Genomic DNA, 18,042 nt, shown 5'->3' on the forward strand with positions numbered 1-18,042 from the left:
ACCGGACGGGAACGAGGCAGGGCCATTCGATCCGCCATGGCGGTCGCGAACAGGCCTATCGCCACGCCCTCAACCACCAGAGTGCCGAAATCAGCATGACTTCCGTGCCATGTGCCGATGCGGGAAATGTGGAGCCTGTACATGCATGCAGCAACCACAAGGGCTGCAATGGAAAACAGCAAGACTCCGAACATGATGCGTCGCACACGGTTCTTCCTGTCCCACATCCGGTCGTGCTCAACCGCCCACTGCCTGAGCTGCTCGCGTGTGGCCGGCCCGATAGCCGACGCGAGATGCAGTTCGTCGATCGTCGTCATTCAATTCTCCTCCGTGAGTTCCACCTCGGGCGTGCGATTGCGCTTGCCCTTGCGGCGCGCCTGGAACAGCTGCATGCGCAGATCCGTATCGCCGTGGGCCTCGCGCGCGCACTCCTCCCAGATCGCCACGTTGTCGAGACTGCTGGACAGCACCGCGATTTCGTCGTTCATGCCACCCAGATCCAGCGTTGCAAACGCCGACTGGTTGCTCTGCTTGATCAGGAAGGTCCGCGATTCCTTCGAGAGCCGCTTGAGCGTGTCGAACTCGCGATCGGTCAGGTTCAGGAGCTTGTAGCCTTCGCGCGTCGCATCCGGATTCGGCAGATAGATCTTGGTCGCCGTCAGGTCGCGGATCTCGGCGAAGACCGGGCACTGGATCGCGTCTTCCGGAGACTGCGAATCCAGGATCATGAATTCGTCGGCCTTGCGGCCCGTCTTCAGCGACTTGCGGATCAGCTCCTGCGTGGTCGGATAGCTCGCCGGCAACCAGAATTCGGCGATCACCGTCGCAAGCAGCCCGCCCTTCTTCTGCATCTGGTCCTTGAGATACAGCAGGTGCGCGAGGACCGGCTCCGTGGCGGCATAGTCTTTCTTCAGGAAGTCCGTGACGTCGAAACCGATCCGGCGCACGTCAGCGATGTTCGTCAGCGTGCTCGGCACGTTGTCCAGCGCCCAGGCGAATCGACCGTTAGTTGCGCCGCACCACTGGCTCAGGCGCAGCCACAGACTGTTTTCCTCGCCCGTGTCCGGAATCGACTCCAGCAGGCGGCTGAAAGTCCTGTGCTCGATGTTTTCCAGCTTCATCACCGTGTCGACGGCATGCTTGATCTGCCGCTGGTCATCGGCGCTGAGCTTGCCGTTCTCGTCGCGGCAGCAAGCGCCCACCAGGTCATACAGGTGCGCAAGGTTGCGCTTCGTATCGGGCAGGCCGAACGGCGCGAGACCGGTCGGCTCGCCCTCGCGCAGCGTGTAGTAGAGCGCGCCCATCTCCTCGAGGAAGATCCGCAGGCCCTGATCGAGGTCGAGCGCGAAGATCTTCGGGTCGAACCGCTCGAGGAACGCGAGCAGCATCGTTTCGAGCGTCGTCTTGCCCGTGCCCGTCGAGCCGAGAATCAGCGTGTGGCCGGCCACCTTCTCGCCGACGCTGTCTTCATCCAGGCGTGAAGCGTGGCAGTTCAGGCTAAACAGGCTTTTCGCGACCGTCTGCACGGGCATGAGTGCCGAGCCATCACCCAGCGGATTGCCGCGCGCCTTGCCGGCCGAATAGGTGTGCATCGAGAACGACGATGCAAGACTGCGGGTCGACTTTGGCATCGGCCGTGGCTTCGTCCTGAATCCCGGCACCTGGCTCATGTACGTGAACGGCGCCGACGCCGTCGCCTTCACGAACCTGAAGCCGCAGTCGTTCAGCGCCCGGCTCGTCACGTACGCGCCGTTACTGATCGCCTTCTCCGGCGTGTCGCCATACACGACGAGCGCACCGTGATAGTCGCCGAAAGCAAGATCGCGCCCGGCGATCAGCGCGACCGCCTGTTTCAGTTCGTCAATCTGGTGCTTTGCCTTGTCCTCGACCGAATTCAGGTTGTTGATCTGGTCTTCGATCGCCTTCATCGCCTCAGCGGTGCTCAGGCAGCCGAAGCTCTGCGTGAGGGTGAATTCGACCGGCAGCGACAGCAGCGGATTCGTCTGCCCCCAGCCTGCCTTCGGAAAATCCTTCAGGTCGTAGCAGACCGCGAAGCGCGTCGAGCGGTCGGTGCGGATCTCGACCGTGTCATAGTGGAAATGCAGGTGCGACGTCGGGATCAGCTCACGCCCCGTCGCCTGCGTGACCGGCACACGTTCATCGATGCCGTTCACCAGTTCGCCGATGAACTGGTATGACTCGGAGAACAGGATGCCGTTGTGCCCGTACGTTTCCAGCAGCTGCGGATCATAGGACACGAGGGCCTTCGTCAGCCCTTCGCCCAGCTCCTCGAGCTCGCGCACCGTTTCATCCAGGTCATTGCCCTGAAGGATCACGGTGATGTAGAAACTGTTCTCGAAGTGGTCGTGCTTGCGGAATCGCTGCAGGTACTTGTCGACGGTCTGCTGGATGAACGGGTTGTAGAAGCGGTACTCGTCTCCGAACGACACGCGCCGCCGGCGGAACGTGGTCCACAGCGACAGGCGGTTGCCCTTCTCCAGCGTCATCGCGGCCAGTTGACGGTTCCAGCTGTCGTAGCGGGCCTCGATCTCGCCGCGGCTGACCGATTCGAACGGCACGCCGTTCACGCGCAGCACCATCATGGCGCCGCCGCTGTCGATGCTCGTGGCACTGACCGACACCGGGCGACCGATGCGCGGCAGCTTGTCCTCTGCGGCCGCGACGAGCCGGTTCAGCTCGTTGCTCACGCGCATGGCTCGTCTCCCGCGCCCGGCGCATCTGCCGGGTTGCCGCTGCCGCGCACAATCCAGAACTCCCGCTCCGTCAGGCGAAGCATGTCGTAAAAGACGTTGAAGGTGGTCTTGCCCGCGCCAGGGCGCCCGTGAATTATCGTGTTACCCACCTTGGCCGGCCTTGCACCGTCGGCGGCCGGCATGCAATCGCGGTTACTCATCTTCGTCCTCCAGTGCCTGCGAGAGCAGGCTGTGACGCAGCGCCTCGAAGCGCTCCAGGTCCCGGCCGTGCGCAAACGCGCGGGTGTACACGTCCAGATCGCGCCCGTAGCGCATCGGCGCGAGCGTGCAGGTCTTGCCGAACACCGATACGCGCCGGCGGTCGAGCCAGCACAGGAATTCCAGCCAGGTCAGGCGCAGCGCCTGATCATCGGTCTCGCAGACATGGCGGAAAAACAGGAAGACCGGCACGCCGGCCGAGCCGATCAGCAGGCCGCCAGGGCCCAGCACAAAGCCGCCGGTCATGCTGGCGATCAGCGATGCACAGCCGATGATCAGCGCCGGGAACATCGGGACGCCGCCGATCATCGCGATCCGGTTCAGGCCCGCGTAGGACGGATAAAGCGTACGGTCGTCTTCCATGGCGATCAGCCGAAGAGGCCGAATGCCCAGCCGGCCAGCACGAGTGCCGAACCCACACCGGCCACCTTCGCAATGCCGCCGCCAAAGTCATGGATCCAGTCCGCCTTGTTGGTCCAGCACTGGATCCCGGTCCACAGCAGATACGAACCGGCGCAGATACCGCAAAAGCTGTAGAACCACGTCGTGAAAGTGTTGGCGGCCTGCGTGCCCGCGGCCAGACCGCCACCCGCGCAGGCGGCGCGAGCGACCATCGACATCACCACGCCAGCCCCAATGCGGCGCGCATGCATGCTGCGCATGCGCAGCAAGGCCACGGCGCGGCCGGCGACGGTTTTGGGAAAGATCTTCTGCATCTGCCTGCTCCGTTAAAAATCGCCCAGGGCGTCCCAGGCTGGGTGGTGACCGGCCTGCCGGGCATGGTCGGCCCCGGTGGCGGCACTGGATGAGTCATCGGCCCGTCGCACGTGAGCCGGGTGCGCTGCCGCGCGCGCAACCGGTGCCGCGCCATCCGGCACGACAGCGATCGGTGGGACGACCGTGGCGCTCGCACCGATATCGACTGCATTCGCAGCCACGCGCTGGACGTAACTCGTGCCCCCTTCGTCCGCCCTGAAGCCGCGCGTGAAATTGCCGCTGTAGTAGCAGCTGAGCGCTGCCCGCACGGCGTCCTGAGGCGGGCGGCCGCCGGCGGATGCGCGGGTGTAGCAGTCGGAGAGGATGGCGCCGCCGGCGCGCAGGTTCGCGCAAGGATCGAACACGGTTTCGGTGGTGAGGCCATGGACGCGCAGGTTCGCGCGGTTGACCTGTGCCAGGCCCATGCTGTAGTTCCAGCCGGCCGCCTCAAGCGCACGCGCGGTGACGATCGCTTCGTCGCGCGTGCGCGGTTGCCGCACCAGGCGACCGCCGACCACGCCAATCGCAAAGGGATTGAAGCCGGATTCCGTCTTGACCAGCGCCTGCAGGGTGCTGGGATAGACTGCAGGGGCACACTGCTGCGCGAGCATCGCGAAGTCGACCGGCATCATGACGGCTCCCATGCATGCGCGCATCTTGGGGGTGCTTTCATGCGTCACCTCGCCCGCGCCAGATCCGCTGCGCGGCGCCCTCCGCGAGGGCAACCGCGATAGGGGCCAACTGGAGCGCCACCAGCACTACGGCCGCACAGGCTAGGTCCAGGGCGAGCGCCGCTGGCACCACGGCCAATAGCGATAGCCTCTGCACCCGCTGGGCAGCCCAGGGCACGTAGTACTCCAGAAACCACTGCATGCCACCGCAGCCCCACGCGATGAGCACGCCCAGCTGCATCAGGCCGACTCCGAGCGGTTTCGCAAGGGGATGTCTAAACAGGTTGCGCATGGTTCACCACTCCCGGGCATCGCGCGGCCAGCCGCGCCGGTATGCCCCATAGCCAATTGCAGCCCAACCCAAACCCACGAGCGCCACCGCAATCAGATCGCGCAACGACGAGTGCCGCCGGATCACCCAGTACGCGAAGCCAAGGAACGATGTCGCCGCCACGAACAACAGCAGCGCGCACACGCCCTTTCGAATCCACCCAAAAACTCTGCCCATACGGCGTCCTCCGATGTCGTCAGCCCCCTTCGACATCTAGCCGGCCGGCGGTGCCCACGCCCGCTAGATCTCCTGCCCGGTCTCACACGCGCGCACGAAGCCACGACACGGCAACGCGCGCTTTGGCTCGTCGAAGAAACGGCGCGTTGCCAGCGAATCCGGCATGTGAAAAGCACGCGGGTAGGCGGCGCACAGGATCTCTATTTGCGCGTCGATCGCATCAACACCCGCGAGCGACGCATTTAGTAGTACTATTTTTTCCGCGTGACTCAATGACATGGCATTTTCCTCCGGGGATAATCAATCAGTGACGGCTACCAAAGCCGTACAAGCGGAGTGGCGGGATCGTAGTGGAGTGGCGACGAGGTGACCCCGGCGTATTCGGGGCGGGATCTTGCTTGTTTTTGATGCTCTACCAGACACGCTTATGGGCCTGTCCCCGCGTCGAAGCTTCGGACGCCCGAGTAGCGCGGCCGCCGCGGCAAGCGCGCGCAGGCCTACCTTGGTCGCACAATGGGACCAATGCGCTACAATCCGCGTAGCCATTCCGGTTTTCCTCAACAGTTGCTGCGTAATGGTCAGGTTGATACCGGTGCGTCAACACCGGTATCAACCGCTTCTACCGCGACTCCAGAACAATCGACCCAATTTCCACGCTGATGCTTTTCGCGTCAGTGCAATACGTCAAGGCAGCCTCGATCGCCTTATCCAGCGCAAGCCATGTGCGCGTTGGGCCTCGCTGCGTTTGAATCTGGTGGATCTGCCGGGAATCGGTAAGCAACTCGATCTCCCATGCTTGGCCACTACCCAAAAAAATCCTGACCCGGTACGGTTCATCAAGCAGGCCACGCGCGATCTCTGCGAGCGTCACTCTCATCTCTGTTTCGGTCTGTTCGATCAAAACAGGCTTTTTGCTGGATCGCGCGGAAGACATCAATCTGAAATTATCAAATTCGAATTTTTTCATCAAAATCCATATTTGACTTTTACATCAGACAGAGGCCGGCGTCAAGTGTCAGACGAATCGACTTGGGCCATTTGCCGATCCTTCTGACAAACTCAGCAACACCGCGCCAATCATCAACGATTGATCGCGACCCGACGAATTGGCGCACGTCTTGGCTTGACTATCGTTCCGCCACTTCCATAGTGCCTGAGTTATCGCCCCCAGGTATCGCCCCTCCACTTCGGCCCTTCGCGCACGCAGCTCGACAATCAGCTGTGTATTTTTCGACCTTTCCTCCATTTTCGCGCGCGCTGCTAACCATGCGTCCACATCGCTTGGCAGTCGATATTGCGAACGAACGATTCCATCCATCTCAACCTCCTGATGCGCCTCCAATTAACTAACCAGCCAACATGAAGTTGTCGGACCGCATGATCAACCCAAACTCAACCGACTAGAGCGAAGGGCCTTACGATTTTTTCGCGATACCGACAGTCCACGCGAATGGTCTGCGGCCTAGTCCAAAAAACATTAAGTTATGTTGCAAGCAGATTTAAATGTTAAGCGTTGGGCGTGCGTCCTCATCCGGTTCACGCTGAAATAAAGCGCCACGACGAAGAATTCGCCGTAAAGCCGGTCACGCAAGGCCAGTACTATGGATATGCGATCGAACCAAACACGCATATCAGGCGACGTGTGCTCGACGTACCCTGAAAAATCGATGTCGAAGTTGCGTTACTTGGACGAAGGAACCCGTCGATCGGTACAAAGCTGGGAGATCTACTGACCGGCCACCGAGTCTTGATTCCCGTGAACACTAGCTGAGTGGTAGTTTAATGCGTCATTGATGGCCAAATCGCCACTCGATTTACCCCTTGTCAACACGGGTGATTTACGGTAGGCAGACGATGAATCCTTCAAATTACCTATTCCAGCAAGCCTTTTTCTGTCGCTATAGCCAGAGATTTGGTAATACTTACCGATCCCAATTTTTTATCAATCTGTGCATAAATCCGATACACAGTCTTGGAGGATAGACCTAAGCTTGATGCCACATTTGCAGCTGACCCTCCCGCGCTGACAATGCGAAGCACCTCTATCTCCCGGGGTGTCAGCTTATAAATGGAAGCAGCTTCGTTGCGGATGTTTCGTACCTCCCAGCTCAACAGCTCAGTTGCAAGATCTCGCAACAAGAGCCGCTTTGGCGCCTCCAGCATTGACTCGACTGCCGCCGCATTTGAACCCGCAATCTGGAGAACTCCGATCAGTCCTTTTCTGAGATGTACCGGGAATACTGCGACGTGGCCAAATCCATACTTCGGCGCATCGATCTGACTCCAATGGAGCTCGCTGACCTCGAGTTGTCTACCGGTGACAGGAGACACACTACGCTTCGCATATTCGAGTACAGGGTCATTCATGTACCAGACGCGATGAATATATTTGTGCATCCATCCCGGATGACAGCCTAACAAACATCGCTGATTGCTAATATCGTTTGTTTTCTCCTCGACGTGAATCCATCTATACAGAAAACTCGTGCCACCAACATCCTGTATAACAGCGGTGACAAACTCATAGAGTTCGCTTTCATTAGCGCAATCCCGCACTCCATCGATACTCTGACGTCTCGTTACTGCACTTCCGGCTTCACCTCGAGTCACATCGGATTGTCCTAGTACGCTAGCCAATATGTAGTATTGTGAGCGTAAGTGTTCTCCATAAGGATCGGCTGCGCAAAATTCTGCCAGCCGCGCATTTTTTTCAAATGCAAAGAGTTGGCTAAGTGTCATCCCGCCATACTGAGAAATCTCGTGCTCGAGTAACAGCGCGCTGGATCTTTCGCCGCGACCCCATAACCGAAGATTCACCACATCGCGGGCAATTCTTACGTTTGCTTCGTACAAAACGGGGGCACGAGAGTCATTGGCTCGCGTCATCGATCCTGCTCTAGAGAGGCAGCGGTGATCACTCGCACAATTTCACCTTGCGCACTAATCCCTTGGTACTGACGTAACCAGGATAGCTGATCCACCCCGTCAACCCCGTCGACAACTACTGACATTCCGAGGTTAAGCGCGACGTGGACAATTCCTTCAAAGACGATCAAGGTCGGGCGATCCTTTCGCGCGTCGCGCACAAACTTGCGATCGATCTTGACTCCTGCAAACAATTGACTTGACAGCAGAGAAAGCGACGCAGCGCGAGCGCCAAATGCTCCGACGATCACTTGGATACCTTCAGCTCGTAGCGCCTCCAGCCTCGTCTTGAGTAGCTCTCCTCCACCGTGGATTTCGCCCTCAGCTAGCTCCATATGCAATGCAGTTGGATCGATGTTAAAAACTCGCAGCCAACGCAAAGCCAATGAAGCGATATCTCCTTCTATTAATTGGGCTAGCGATACCTTAATTAAGAGATATTCGGGCGCGCGGCCGCGCGTGCGCCAAGCACTGAATTGCCGAAGCGCTAATTCCATCGCGACCGCGCCAATTTGCGGACCGAAGCCTGTACGCTCAGCGAACGGGAAAAATTCCTCCGCAGTCAGCAATCCTCTCTCTGGGTGTTGCCATTTTAAAATAGCCTCGACACCGGCCTCCCGCTGCGTCGCAGCGTCAACGATCACCTGATAATCAAACAAGAACTCCCCTTCACGAATGGCATACTGCAGTTCCTGTTGCCGTTCGATTTCGTGCATTGCGCGAGTCGAGAGGTCCATGGTGAAATGCCTGTAAGCACTGATACTGTCAATGCGGCGTGCAGATTTCGCCGAGTACATTGCCAAATCAGCCTGAGTGAGCAGGTCAAACTCTGACGTCGCTTCGTCGTGCAGTGTTGCAATTCCCATGCTCAAGCAAACTATGTAACTGTCCCCACGCAACCCAAACGCGATTTTAAATTCCTTAACGACTTCTTCAGCAATTCTTTGTGCAATGTTCTGAGATTCGTCAGAATCCACGATTATGGCGAACTCGTCACCTCCAATTCTCGCTATGACGTTCGCAGCACCGGCAATTTCAGATAATCGTCTCGCAACACTCTTTAGCAATTCGTCGCCGTAGTTGTGCCCTAGCAAATCGTTTATTTTTTTAAAATTGTCTATATCTACGTAAATCAAAGAAAGCGCACCATATCGGCACAACCTTTCGATACGGGTCTTTAGTAGAGACATTAAGTAGTGTCGATTCGGTAGCCTGGTAAGGACATCAGTCTCAGCGAGATATTTCATTTCACGCGCTAACCGACGCATCGTGGCCTCACTGGACACTAGCCTCGCAACGACCGCACTTATTACAAACGCGGAACCTACGAGTACACTAGTTAAGATCGATGCAAAGATTACATAGCGGTACGGGAACTGATGTACAGACTCGGTAGACGCCGAATAGGCGGCCTGAATCTGCACGTAAGCGAGCAACCAGGTTGAAATGGTTATGGCAAGAGTAGTCAACCAAATAGCCAACAACGGGCGAAATTGGGTGCTCCTTTCGACGCTGGCCATCAGTGCAAATTACCTTTTGGTTTCGAGTTTTGCTGCGCATTTAGAACGCGCATCAATTCATCAGGTGCCTCATCGTCCTCGTCTTCCGAATCAATTTTTTTCGTGTAGAGACGATCGATACCCAATTGAGTAAATTCTGCTCTAACTGGTGCGTCCAAACAATCTTCTTCGTCAAAATAGGAAATCACTTGCGCTGCCTCGTGAAACGTTCCACAACAAACTACCAGATCTCCTCCACGAGAGCAGATAGTCTTAACTATAGTTATGCTATCCAGCGATTTTTTCTGGAATTTGTATGTAATGCGCGAATTTTCTGCGGTCTCGACTGAAACGCTAATTGGGTATTCCATTTTATGCCTCTCAAAAGGAATTTTGCGCTCAAAAGCTTTCAGCGCCGCATCAAGAAATGCACCCGTTTCAGCTTCACACCTTGTCATCGAGCTTACAAACTTAGTGGTCCGGGCAACTTGGTCGAGGGTAACTCGCTCGTCGCACAACCCTGCATCGACCGCTGCCCTATTTCCGCGCAGTATATTTACCCAGTTATTCGATAGTGCTTGCAGTTCTAACGGGCTTTGTCCTTCGAATAATTCTGTGCATGCAATCGAATCATTCGATAACGTTGGCGGTTTAACCAAATCAAAATATGTCAAACTGATCGCCAGCATGCATAGACCAAACGCGACGAAAACAACGCCAGGTGGATATATGGCATAACCATAGTTGACCGCATAATCGATCACGGCCAAACTGAAGAAGCACACGCCTGCCAGACAAAATCCAAACGCTATCCTGCGATTTCCAGCGGCGTAACGCCTACCATCCGCAAAAAGCACCATCACCCTGATCGCTGCGACCACCGTTTGCGCAATGTGCAAAAAAAGCAGAGGCCCAGCTTTAGGATACTCACCAAAGAAATACTTATGCGTGCCGTGTATAACGGTATTTGTGACAAGCAGAAGCACCAATAAACTTAAACTAAACGCATAACAAAGCCAGACCGCTACCCTCTCACGTTTCCGCTCGGTTACCTCAACAGCAAAATGATAAAATGTTGCCGGGATAAATAGAATGAATGCGTAACCTGTTTTTGCAATAAAAACTGATATGCCTAGTGAACCAGAGACGAAGAGAAACACCCATGCGCATTGCCAAGCGAAAGTGGTAAGGCTTAGCAGGAGAAATGGAAGACAAATACGCATGGGCTTTCCAACTGCAACAACGTACAGCCCATAGGATAAAAAAATGGAGGAAACAATTGCAGGCAGCGCAGCGTACACGATTCTCGCTCATGCATATTTACTGTGATAGTCTTTTAGACTGCCAACGGCGTAATCTCATGTCAATCGATTCGAACAAAATTTAACATTTATTTAACCCATTTTGCATAGGTATTAAATGCCGAAATCTTTCCAGACGAGAAAATATTTCCGCTATTAATAAATGTGACACCGTATAGCTCAGATTGGCATCGCTGTTTGAATCGGAGCGTTTACACACATTGCGTGCGGCCTGTTTCATTCGATATTCGTAGACCCCAATGAAACTGTCACCGGTGCGACAATAATTGGTCAGTGCTCCGTCTCTTACAACGAGGCCTAGCAAACCACGTTGTTCCCGAATCATGGCCTGTCCACGGAACGCGAATAGGACGCGAAGTTACCGGCGCTGGCGAAACGCTCGATGGTCCGGTTTCCAACAAAATGATCGTGGCAAAAGTGCGGCCAATCGGCACGGTCGCCAGCAGGGCGTAATCCAGGTTCGGTGCAACTTTTCCTGAAGACGCGTTTCCACGATCTCGATCTGGAGAGCAAGCGTTGCGGCTACCGCCACGTTTTCACGAATCGCGAGCGCCACGTCTCCTTGCAGATGTGCCTGATCGATACCGATCTGCGTTACCCGTTCATGGCGCTCTCCTCTACCGTGGACCGAACTACCTGTCGTAGAGTCGTAGAACGGGCGCTGGGACCGGGCTGGCCATTTCATTGTGTCCCATACATTAGAATGTCTGTGTCCAGCAAATGACTCCTGGATTAGACCGGAAGCCAATGAAGTGCGCGAAGTGCTCCGACGGGGCAAACTCAGCGGCGCCAAGGCCGCGCAGATACTGGGCCTCGGTACCGGGGGCGACGCGGCCATTCCCTATGCGAGCTGGGCCATCCTGTGCGAGGTCACCGGCCTTGGCCGCATCTGGCAAGCGGCCGGTGGTTCACCGCTCGCCAATGCTCCGCCGTCTTCAAGTGTGCCCCCTCGCCCGACGAGCTCGCGGACGCATTTGGACGGGCCGAGGAATTCATCGAACGAATCTGGATCGGTCAGGACGCCGCTTCGGTAGCCACCATCGGCAACTGTCGCGATGCACTCGTGCGGATAAAACAGGCGCAGCATGCCATGTCCACACGCGAGCAGACAGCTGGGTTCGATCACGCCCGGTCGCAGTGCGACACAATCGTCGGCGGTTGTCGCCAGCGGCTACCTCTGTCTGGAATAACGCGACGACAGCGAATACTGGCCAAGGGGAGATGCATGAACAGTTCTACAAGGTGAAGGCGTAACCGGTGGTCGGCCGCCGCCTCGCTCACTTCGGGCGCGCGTCGATTACCTTCTTCATGCGCGAACACACGTGTGTGCAGAAAGTCTCAGCGAGCTGCCGGTTTGCCGTGAGGATGTTCTCAGTAGTGAGCGACTCACGCGAGACGCCAACCCTGGCCATTTGCCGCTGGTGCAGCAGACCCGTCACAAACGTGTGCAGTAGTTCTTTTCGGATATGGGCGTCCGCCGCCTCATAGAACTCCCTGCCGGCGTCAGCCTCCGAACGGACCTTGGCGGCTGCAATTTCGGCCTGTGCTTTCTCAGCCTCTCGTCGCTGCGACTCCGCGTTTTGACGGGCACGTGCTTCCTCCTGCGAATGCTGGGACTGTTGCGATTGAACAGCCAACATCTTCTTTTCGGCGCCACCAATGCGGTAGTTGCCTTCGAGCGACTTGAAGAGATAGCCCTTGGGGCTGATGGTGACCTTGCCCTGCGTCAACCTGGTCTGCGTGTATTCGATGGCCTGCACAAGGCGTTCATCCGTCCAGGTGTGCCGATTATTTGCGAGGCGCAGAAAGTCCAGCTCATCAAACGCAAACTCGTTATGAAGCACGAGATACATTTCATCCGGAATGCCTGCGCGCGCGGCATCAGCGCCCTGTTTCTTCGTGAACCGGAAGCGCAGTTTCATCTTGTCCGCGGACACGCGCGCGGCATTCGCTTCCCAGCTAACCTCAAAATCCGACTCTTCGTTGAGCTGCTGCACGGCAGGCTCAAGGAAATGTTTCCGGAACTCCTTGAAGACCCTGCGCGATACGCCGACCTTTCCTGGCCATTCGAGAACGTCTTCGTACGCGAACCACTCAGTTACACCATGGCCCTCGCATGGAATGAGGCGATCATAGACTGCGCGCGCGAGCGATAGCGTAAACTTCGCAGCATCGCGAAGGCTGAGCCAATGTGCCTTGTACGGGCTGATGAGATATCGAATTACTCGGCCTGAGAGCAAGATGCACACCACGTTTCTCTCGATGTAGCAATCGCCAAGCAGACTTATCGTGCCCCACGAGTCCTTCTCGGTCAGTTCCTCGATTGAGGGGGCTGTCATGATTTCAACGCGAGCCTTCGCGGCGGCACGCATCTGGGTAATGAGATGGCTGTGGTTGCGACTGTCGTAGCGCATCAGCCACTTGAAGTAGTTGATGTCCTCGGAAAACGTGTAGACCTTGTCGTCGATGAGTTCGTCAGGCGCCTTCGATGCGACGATGAAGTATGCGGCGTCGAGCACCCGGCGCGCGGCGATACCGAGTCCGCCGACACGGGTGAAGATGTTGTTTCGGAGATACCCGATGTCCCTGTCTGCCTGGTCTATCCGCGCGTCTTTCCCGGACATGTCGTCGTAGATGTCCAAGGCAAGTTGATGCGGCGTGGCGGGAAGCGTCGGGTTTTCCATTCGTTCTTTCGGCTCAATGCCGGCACTCTATCAGCCAAGCTGCGGCTGTCAACACAAAAACCGCCCCTAATGTTGGGCACTTTTCACGCACAAAAAGCACCCCTTACCTTCTAGCTGGCGCCCAAAAACCGCCCGACGTCATCATAAATTCCGCCCATCCAAACCCAATTTCTGCCAGCTACATCACAAAAAGCGTCCCAGCCTTCACAAAAACCGTCTCTATCCACAGGCTTTTGCTTTGATAAGAAAGACTTTTCTTGGTCCTGTTTGTTCGCTTGTTGGTTTATGTTTACAGAAAGCAAACAGACATAAGTCCAGCCAACGCGAAAAATTTCCCCATAAGATAACCCTCGCATCATTGTAACCATATGATTTCAATGAATAATTTATGCCGATGAGCGGCACGCACAAAAACCACCTCGGGGGTGGTTTTTGTGCTGACAACTTCCTCGCTCGGTCTTGGGAAGCGTGATTGGTTCGCCGCGCGCAGTGGACTTTGTCTGGGTTCTACCGCCGGTGACGCGCGCTACGTCTCATCGCGAACACACGATTTGGACGTGAAATCAATCAACTGGCGCGGAATCTTGATGTTTCAGCTAAAAAATAAGGCTCAATACAACCCTGTTTACACATAATGATGTATTCTGCGCTTCATCGTCAAAACACGGAGAAGTGCAGAATGGATGCAGTGGCTACCGCCCTCCCTATTGAAAGCCGTCGCACGACGCTTCGCGAGGTTGCAGAGTTCGCCGAAAAACTCGCACCGTTCGCGGACAACCTGCGCGAACAGATTCTCGCACCGCGACCGCGCAAGACTGCTCCCATATTTACTATCAGCGAACTGGCCGACATGTGCAATCTGTCGCGCCAGCAGATTCAGTATCTGGTGACGAAGGCGGACCAGGGGCTTCCGTCGGGCACGCTCAACGGCACCGGTCGCAGCCGGACGTTCACGCTTGCCGAGGTGCGAACGTGGGTGAAGATGGCCTCGGACATCTATCAAACGCGACTTGCCGAGCCGGACAGCAATTTTCGAGGGCGGGTGCTGACGACGGCTCAGCTGAAGGGAGGTTCGGCGAAAACCACCACGACCGTCTGTCTCGGACAAGCCTTGTCGCTGCTCGGGCGCAAAGTACTCATCATCGACCTAGACCCGCAGGCTTCCGCTTCGGAATTGTGCGGGCTGTATGCAGAGAAGGAAATCAGCGGTGAGGACACCGTCCTCCCCTACATCTATGACCAGTCCATTGAAGGCGGGCTGAGTTCAAAGGTGCAAAGCACTTATTGGGATGGCCTCGACATCATTCCGGGGCACACGTTTTTGTATGGAGCGGAGTTTCTGTTGCCGGCCCGGCAGAAGACGATGAAGGGTTTTCGGTTCTGGTCAGTGCTTCGTGAAGGCCTCGAGCCGCTGCGTTCGCAATACGACTACATTCTGATGGATACCTCCCCGTCGCTGTCGTACATGAACCTCAACGCATTGCTCGCCGCGGACGCACTCGTGATGCCGATGGTTCCGGAGAACCTGGACTTCATCAGCTCGATGGCGTTCTGGCGTCTCTTTTCGGAAGTCGCGGGCGACTTTCTCGCGTACGAGGAAGACAAGGTCTATGAGTTCATCTCCATCCTTCTTTCCAAGGTGGATTACGGCAAGACTTCATCGGCCCCGGTGGTTCGGCAATGGGCTCAGACAGCTTACGGGAAATGGTTGGACCCGTTCGAAATTCCGGCAAGCTCAGTGATGAGTGGTGGGGCTCTCTCGTTCTCCACGGCACTGGATATCACGAATACGCATTCGACCGCTAAGTCGCTTCAGCGGGTGAAGCAACCACTGATGCTGTACGCGCGTTGGCTTGACGACATGTTCGTCAAGAATTGGAAGGAGGAGGCATGAGCAATATTCGCGAGCAGCTATTGGCCAAGACTGCAGGCCTGGCGTCGCCGGCTGAGATGACGCCGGTGAGGAAAGAGCCTAATAAGGGTACTCGCAGTCCGCAAACCATGCCGGGACTTACCAGCGCCTTGACGGCAGCGCAAATCCGCATCCAGGAGCTTGAGGACAAAGGAGTAGGGACCGATTTGCCGGTCAACGAGATTTCGCCGAACCCATGGCAACCACGCCGCGAATTCAATGAGACGAAGCTGCATGAATTGGCTCGCTCGATTGAAGAGACCGGGCTACTGCAATCAGTGCTAGTGCGTCGAGTGGGCGATGACGCCTACCAGCTGGTAGCCGGTGAGAGGCGTTGGCGTGCACATAAGCTCCTCAATCGGGAGACCATCAAGAGTGTGGTCATTGATTGCACTGATCAGGATATGGCCGCACTCGCGCTCGTCGAGAACGTGACACGGGACGACCTCTCCGATTACGAGATTGCGTTGTCGGTCCGCCGCGCGGAAAGTGAGTTTCCGAATAAGACACGTCTTGCCAAGACGATGGGCATTTCCAGAAATGAACTCTACCGATACCTTGCCTTCGATGAGCTTCCTGACTTCGTTAAGCGTGACTTGGACCTGAGGCCGACGCTCTTGCAATCAAATCAGGCACAGGAAATTGTGAGCGCGTTGAAGAAGACCGGCGATGCCGGCCTGAAGGCGCTAACGGAGTTGTGGCTGCAGGTAGTGGCGGGCGACCTCCTTGAGTCCAAGGTCGCCCCTGCGATTCTCGCTGCAGCGACTCGCGGCGTGTCGACACGTGACGCGGCGGGCCGGAGTATTCTCAAGATTTTCTCTGGAAATGTTCAGGCGGGCAGCATCACGAAAGATGTCGCGGGGCTGACCTTTAAGTTCAAGGCCGGTGTAATTTCCGAAGAGCAGGAGCGCGCGCTCCGAGAGACAGTCGCGAAGTTGTTCTCGGTTCAGCCGGAGTAAGTTTGTAAGATTAAGATAAACAGCCTCGCAATTCGCGGGGCTTTTTTATTGCGGCGCCGATTTCATCGTGACCGCGTGAGTGTTCGGACCCGGACACTTTTGTTCGTGGTGAACTGAGGCGCTCGGAAGCTTTGCTACGCATCAACCTGGCGGAGGGAATCGGCTGGAGGGCAAGGTGTTCGGAACCGAACACTTTTTGGCCGCTGAGACGTGTTGACCTCGCGCCGACGAAGGTGTTCGGACCAGAACACTTTTGTGCGACGAGCTGCGTGGAGTGGGTTCGACATCGAATGGCAGAAGGTCTCTGAGCGGCAAGGTGTTCGGAGCCGAACACGTCTGCCAGAAGAGAACAGCCAGACACGAGGTCGCACTGTTCGGGCGAGACATTCCTATTAATCGACGATGCGTCGATAGAGCCGCTGAATCTGCTCGAAAGTGAAGATCCATGGCCTCCAGTAATCCCGCCATCCTGACTTCAGACGGCGTTTGAGACGGTCCTTCAAGGTCAGCGCATCGATTTGCGTATTCATGGTTTGGTCCCGAAATATGCGCTCATTGCTCAGATGGGCAAGCCTCCCGACTTGCCGCTTGATGCCTTAGTGACGTTTGTTTCCAAGTACGAGGTGTCTGAGCGCGACACACGAAAGTGACGCAATCACTTGAGAATGCCACGTTCTCGAGAACGCTCAGTACCTCAAGCTTCCAGCCTTCCACCCGATGGCAATGGACCTGGGTGCATACATGTGCGAACCCAAGCCCTAAAGCACTGAGCCCAATCACGACGAATAGAACAGTTGAGTAGCCTAAGACGATGAGCCTTTCAGCCGGCTCCATCACTTGTTACTTGATGTCACCGGGGGGGCCTGCGCCGTTGTTTGGGCGAGCACCAGCCGCTTTTTATTTGTTTTGGCCATGATTTTTCCTTGCTAGGTAAGACCCCGGTCCGAAGACCGGTTTGCATGATTACAAGACCATATAGCTATGGTTCGGGGGCGCCCAAAGGGAAAATCAGGAGGCGTCGCCGAAAAACCTGGCGACTTCCTCGATGCTGCGTATGCGCTCGGCGTGCGTGTAGATGACTGAGGTGCTGAGAAGCGCGTGACCCAGCAGGAGCTGGACGACGTCGAGCGGCATCTTGCACGAGACTGCAGCCGTGGCCCACGCGTGGCGAAGGGCGTGCGGAGCCACCTCGCGCAGCAGCGCGCGCTCAACCTGCTCGAGTTGCAGGCTCTCGTCATCGGCGGGACGGAGCAGCGTGGACGTCAAAGGCGGGTGAAGGGCCGCCAGCGCGAAGACATCGCCCCCTGTGATTGCCGCCCTTGCTCAGATGCTTGTCCTTCGCGGTGGTCGTCGCAGGTACGACGACGGCCGAGACCAGCGCCATCGCACAACAACGCGTCGAAGTCGTGGCCACGGTCGGCCCGGTGAGCGTGCAAGGCGCCAATCACTCGCTCCGGAAAGACTATCGCGCGCCACTTGTTCCCCTTGCCCGGGACAGCCAGCAACCACAGTTGCATCTTCCAGCCGCGGCGCTCAACCACCGGTCCGAGCTTGTCGTGTGTGGTGCTTACCGCTTCTGCCTGGTGCACCCTGTCGGCAGTATGGCCGCTCGCGGCCCATATTGGCCACCGACACCCGAGGGCTCCGGGGCAAAAACGGCCGACCCAGAGGCGCGGCGGTGTAGCGCGCGCGTACCCGCTCGAGGATTTCTCGTCCTTGGCCAGCGTCGCCCTGAGATGGCCGGACAGTGCCTTCTTGATGGTGATGTGGTTCTCCTTCAGCGCGACGACGGGGAAGGTTACCGTCAGCCAAGGATTGCCGCCGAGATGGCGAA

The 18,042-nt window shown here is 56.9% G+C and carries 20 protein-coding genes; 3 read left to right on the top strand and 17 right to left on the bottom strand.

Translation table 11 applies throughout. The annotated features are described in order from the left end of the window. Positions 1–317: 317 nt before the first annotated feature. The 10 genes from BO1_RS29845 to BO1_RS59555 all read right to left on the bottom strand — a co-directional run bounded on the left by BO1_RS29845 (position 318) and on the right by BO1_RS59555 (position 6,225). Entirely contained in the window at positions 318–2,714 is a 2,397-nt protein-coding gene (locus BO1_RS29845; RefSeq protein ID WP_043287178.1) for a VirB4 family type IV secretion/conjugal transfer ATPase, read from the bottom strand. Further along, a complete protein-coding gene (locus BO1_RS29850; RefSeq protein ID WP_028220685.1) occupies positions 2,705–2,914 on the bottom strand; it encodes a hypothetical protein in 210 nt (69 codons plus the stop codon). Before BO1_RS29850 ends, BO1_RS29845 begins: the two co-directional genes overlap by 10 nt. Beyond that, entirely contained in the window at positions 2,907–3,335 is a 429-nt protein-coding gene (locus BO1_RS29855; RefSeq protein WP_028220686.1) for a VirB3 family type IV secretion system protein, read from the bottom strand. The genes BO1_RS29850 and BO1_RS29855 overlap by 8 nt, the downstream gene beginning before the upstream one ends. Before the next feature lie 5 nt (positions 3,336–3,340). Next, positions 3,341–3,688: a hypothetical protein gene (locus BO1_RS29860; RefSeq protein WP_028220687.1), complete on the bottom strand. Its 348-nt coding sequence runs from the start codon at positions 3,686–3,688 to the stop codon at positions 3,341–3,343. Positions 3,689–3,700: 12 nt separating this feature from the next. Next, a complete protein-coding gene (locus BO1_RS29865) occupies positions 3,701–4,360 on the bottom strand; it encodes a lytic transglycosylase domain-containing protein (protein WP_028220688.1) in 660 nt (219 codons plus the stop codon). A 37-nt stretch (positions 4,361–4,397) separates the two neighbouring features. After that, positions 4,398–4,691 (bottom strand): hypothetical protein, encoded by a 294-nt coding sequence (locus BO1_RS29870; RefSeq protein WP_043287182.1) that lies wholly within the window; start codon positions 4,689–4,691, stop codon positions 4,398–4,400. A gap of 3 nt (positions 4,692–4,694) precedes the next feature. After that, positions 4,695–4,907, bottom strand: coding sequence for a hypothetical protein (locus BO1_RS29875; RefSeq protein ID WP_156992456.1), 213 nt, complete (start codon positions 4,905–4,907; stop codon positions 4,695–4,697). 63 nt (positions 4,908–4,970) lie between these two features. Beyond that, positions 4,971–5,180 (bottom strand): hypothetical protein, encoded by a 210-nt coding sequence (locus tag BO1_RS29880; protein WP_407670016.1) that lies wholly within the window; start codon positions 5,178–5,180, stop codon positions 4,971–4,973. A 346-nt stretch (positions 5,181–5,526) separates the two neighbouring features. Beyond that, on the bottom strand, positions 5,527–5,874 hold the full coding sequence (locus BO1_RS29885; RefSeq protein ID WP_028220692.1) for a hypothetical protein: 348 nt from the start codon (positions 5,872–5,874) through the stop codon (positions 5,527–5,529). Positions 5,875–5,922: 48 nt separating this feature from the next. Further along, complete coding sequence (locus BO1_RS59555) at positions 5,923–6,225, bottom strand: hypothetical protein (protein WP_156992457.1); 303 nt, start codon at positions 6,223–6,225, stop codon at positions 5,923–5,925. Between the two features lie 248 nt (positions 6,226–6,473). On the opposite strand from BO1_RS59555, the gene BO1_RS62105 reads away from it, so the two are divergent. After that, a complete protein-coding gene (locus BO1_RS62105; RefSeq protein WP_407670017.1) occupies positions 6,474–6,674 on the top strand; it encodes a zinc-ribbon domain-containing protein in 201 nt (66 codons plus the stop codon). A 105-nt stretch (positions 6,675–6,779) separates the two neighbouring features. Here BO1_RS62105 and BO1_RS58070 read toward each other — a convergent pair whose 3' ends face one another. The 5 genes from BO1_RS58070 to BO1_RS59560 all read right to left on the bottom strand — a co-directional run bounded on the left by BO1_RS58070 (position 6,780) and on the right by BO1_RS59560 (position 13,705). Further along, on the bottom strand, positions 6,780–7,793 hold the full coding sequence (locus BO1_RS58070) for a helix-turn-helix transcriptional regulator (protein WP_084688271.1): 1,014 nt from the start codon (positions 7,791–7,793) through the stop codon (positions 6,780–6,782). Next, positions 7,790–9,352: an EAL domain-containing protein gene (locus tag BO1_RS53335; RefSeq protein WP_052409650.1), complete on the bottom strand. Its 1,563-nt coding sequence runs from the start codon at positions 9,350–9,352 to the stop codon at positions 7,790–7,792. Before BO1_RS53335 ends, BO1_RS58070 begins: the two co-directional genes overlap by 4 nt. After that, complete coding sequence (locus BO1_RS58075; protein ID WP_167338407.1) at positions 9,352–10,632, bottom strand: histidine kinase N-terminal 7TM domain-containing protein; 1,281 nt, start codon at positions 10,630–10,632, stop codon at positions 9,352–9,354. The genes BO1_RS53335 and BO1_RS58075 overlap by 1 nt, the downstream gene beginning before the upstream one ends. A gap of 1,298 nt (positions 10,633–11,930) precedes the next feature. Then, positions 11,931–13,337 (bottom strand): replication initiation protein, encoded by a 1,407-nt coding sequence (locus tag BO1_RS29900; RefSeq protein WP_028220694.1) that lies wholly within the window; start codon positions 13,335–13,337, stop codon positions 11,931–11,933. A gap of 110 nt (positions 13,338–13,447) precedes the next feature. Further along, the gene (locus tag BO1_RS59560; RefSeq protein ID WP_156992458.1) at positions 13,448–13,705 is read right to left on the bottom strand and encodes a hypothetical protein; all 258 of its coding nucleotides are present in this window, start codon (positions 13,703–13,705) and stop codon (positions 13,448–13,450) included. A gap of 311 nt (positions 13,706–14,016) precedes the next feature. On the opposite strand from BO1_RS59560, the gene BO1_RS29905 reads away from it, so the two are divergent. Further along, positions 14,017–15,231, top strand: coding sequence for a ParA family protein (locus tag BO1_RS29905; RefSeq protein WP_028220695.1), 1,215 nt, complete (start codon positions 14,017–14,019; stop codon positions 15,229–15,231). Continuing rightward, positions 15,228–16,208 carry a ParB/RepB/Spo0J family partition protein gene (locus BO1_RS29910; protein ID WP_028220696.1) on the top strand — a complete coding sequence of 327 codons (981 nt, stop codon included), beginning with the start codon at positions 15,228–15,230 and terminating at the stop codon, positions 16,206–16,208. Before BO1_RS29905 ends, BO1_RS29910 begins: the two co-directional genes overlap by 4 nt. Before the next feature lie 392 nt (positions 16,209–16,600). Here the strand turns inward: BO1_RS29910 and BO1_RS59565 are convergent, their stop codons facing one another. Continuing rightward, a complete protein-coding gene (locus BO1_RS59565) occupies positions 16,601–16,738 on the bottom strand; it encodes a hypothetical protein (RefSeq protein WP_156992459.1) in 138 nt (45 codons plus the stop codon). Between the two features lie 478 nt (positions 16,739–17,216). Next, positions 17,217–17,474 carry a tyrosine-type recombinase/integrase gene (locus BO1_RS56575; RefSeq protein WP_028220697.1) on the bottom strand — a complete coding sequence of 86 codons (258 nt, stop codon included), beginning with the start codon at positions 17,472–17,474 and terminating at the stop codon, positions 17,217–17,219. Positions 17,475–18,042: the final 568 nt, after the last annotated feature.

The sequence above is a fragment of the Paraburkholderia oxyphila NBRC 105797 genome, from assembly GCF_000685075.1.
Taxonomy (GTDB): domain Bacteria; phylum Pseudomonadota; class Gammaproteobacteria; order Burkholderiales; family Burkholderiaceae; genus Paraburkholderia; species Paraburkholderia oxyphila.

Coding starts and splice junctions, on each gene's coding strand:
- BO1_RS29845 (WP_043287178.1), bottom strand. CDS start 2,714: ATGCGCGTGAGCAACGAGCTGAACCGGCTCGTCGCGGCCGCAGAGGAC.
- BO1_RS29850 (WP_028220685.1), bottom strand. CDS start 2,914: ATGAGTAACCGCGATTGCATGCCGGCCGCCGACGGTGCAAGGCCGGCC.
- BO1_RS29855 (WP_028220686.1), bottom strand. CDS start 3,335: ATGGAAGACGACCGTACGCTTTATCCGTCCTACGCGGGCCTGAACCGG.
- BO1_RS29860 (WP_028220687.1), bottom strand. CDS start 3,688: ATGCAGAAGATCTTTCCCAAAACCGTCGCCGGCCGCGCCGTGGCCTTG.
- BO1_RS29865 (WP_028220688.1), bottom strand. CDS start 4,360: ATGATGCCGGTCGACTTCGCGATGCTCGCGCAGCAGTGTGCCCCTGCA.
- BO1_RS29870 (WP_043287182.1), bottom strand. CDS start 4,691: ATGCGCAACCTGTTTAGACATCCCCTTGCGAAACCGCTCGGAGTCGGC.
- BO1_RS29875 (WP_156992456.1), bottom strand. CDS start 4,907: ATGGGCAGAGTTTTTGGGTGGATTCGAAAGGGCGTGTGCGCGCTGCTG.
- BO1_RS29885 (WP_028220692.1), bottom strand. CDS start 5,874: ATGAAAAAATTCGAATTTGATAATTTCAGATTGATGTCTTCCGCGCGA.
- BO1_RS59555 (WP_156992457.1), bottom strand. CDS start 6,225: ATGGATGGAATCGTTCGTTCGCAATATCGACTGCCAAGCGATGTGGAC.
- BO1_RS58070 (WP_084688271.1), bottom strand. CDS start 7,793: ATGACGCGAGCCAATGACTCTCGTGCCCCCGTTTTGTACGAAGCAAAC.
- BO1_RS53335 (WP_052409650.1), bottom strand. CDS start 9,352: ATGGCCAGCGTCGAAAGGAGCACCCAATTTCGCCCGTTGTTGGCTATT.
- BO1_RS29900 (WP_028220694.1), bottom strand. CDS start 13,337: ATGGAAAACCCGACGCTTCCCGCCACGCCGCATCAACTTGCCTTGGAC.
- BO1_RS59560 (WP_156992458.1), bottom strand. CDS start 13,705: ATGGTTACAATGATGCGAGGGTTATCTTATGGGGAAATTTTTCGCGTT.
- BO1_RS29905 (WP_028220695.1), top strand. CDS start 14,017: ATGGATGCAGTGGCTACCGCCCTCCCTATTGAAAGCCGTCGCACGACG.
- BO1_RS29910 (WP_028220696.1), top strand. CDS start 15,228: ATGAGCAATATTCGCGAGCAGCTATTGGCCAAGACTGCAGGCCTGGCG.
- BO1_RS59565 (WP_156992459.1), bottom strand. CDS start 16,738: ATGAATACGCAAATCGATGCGCTGACCTTGAAGGACCGTCTCAAACGC.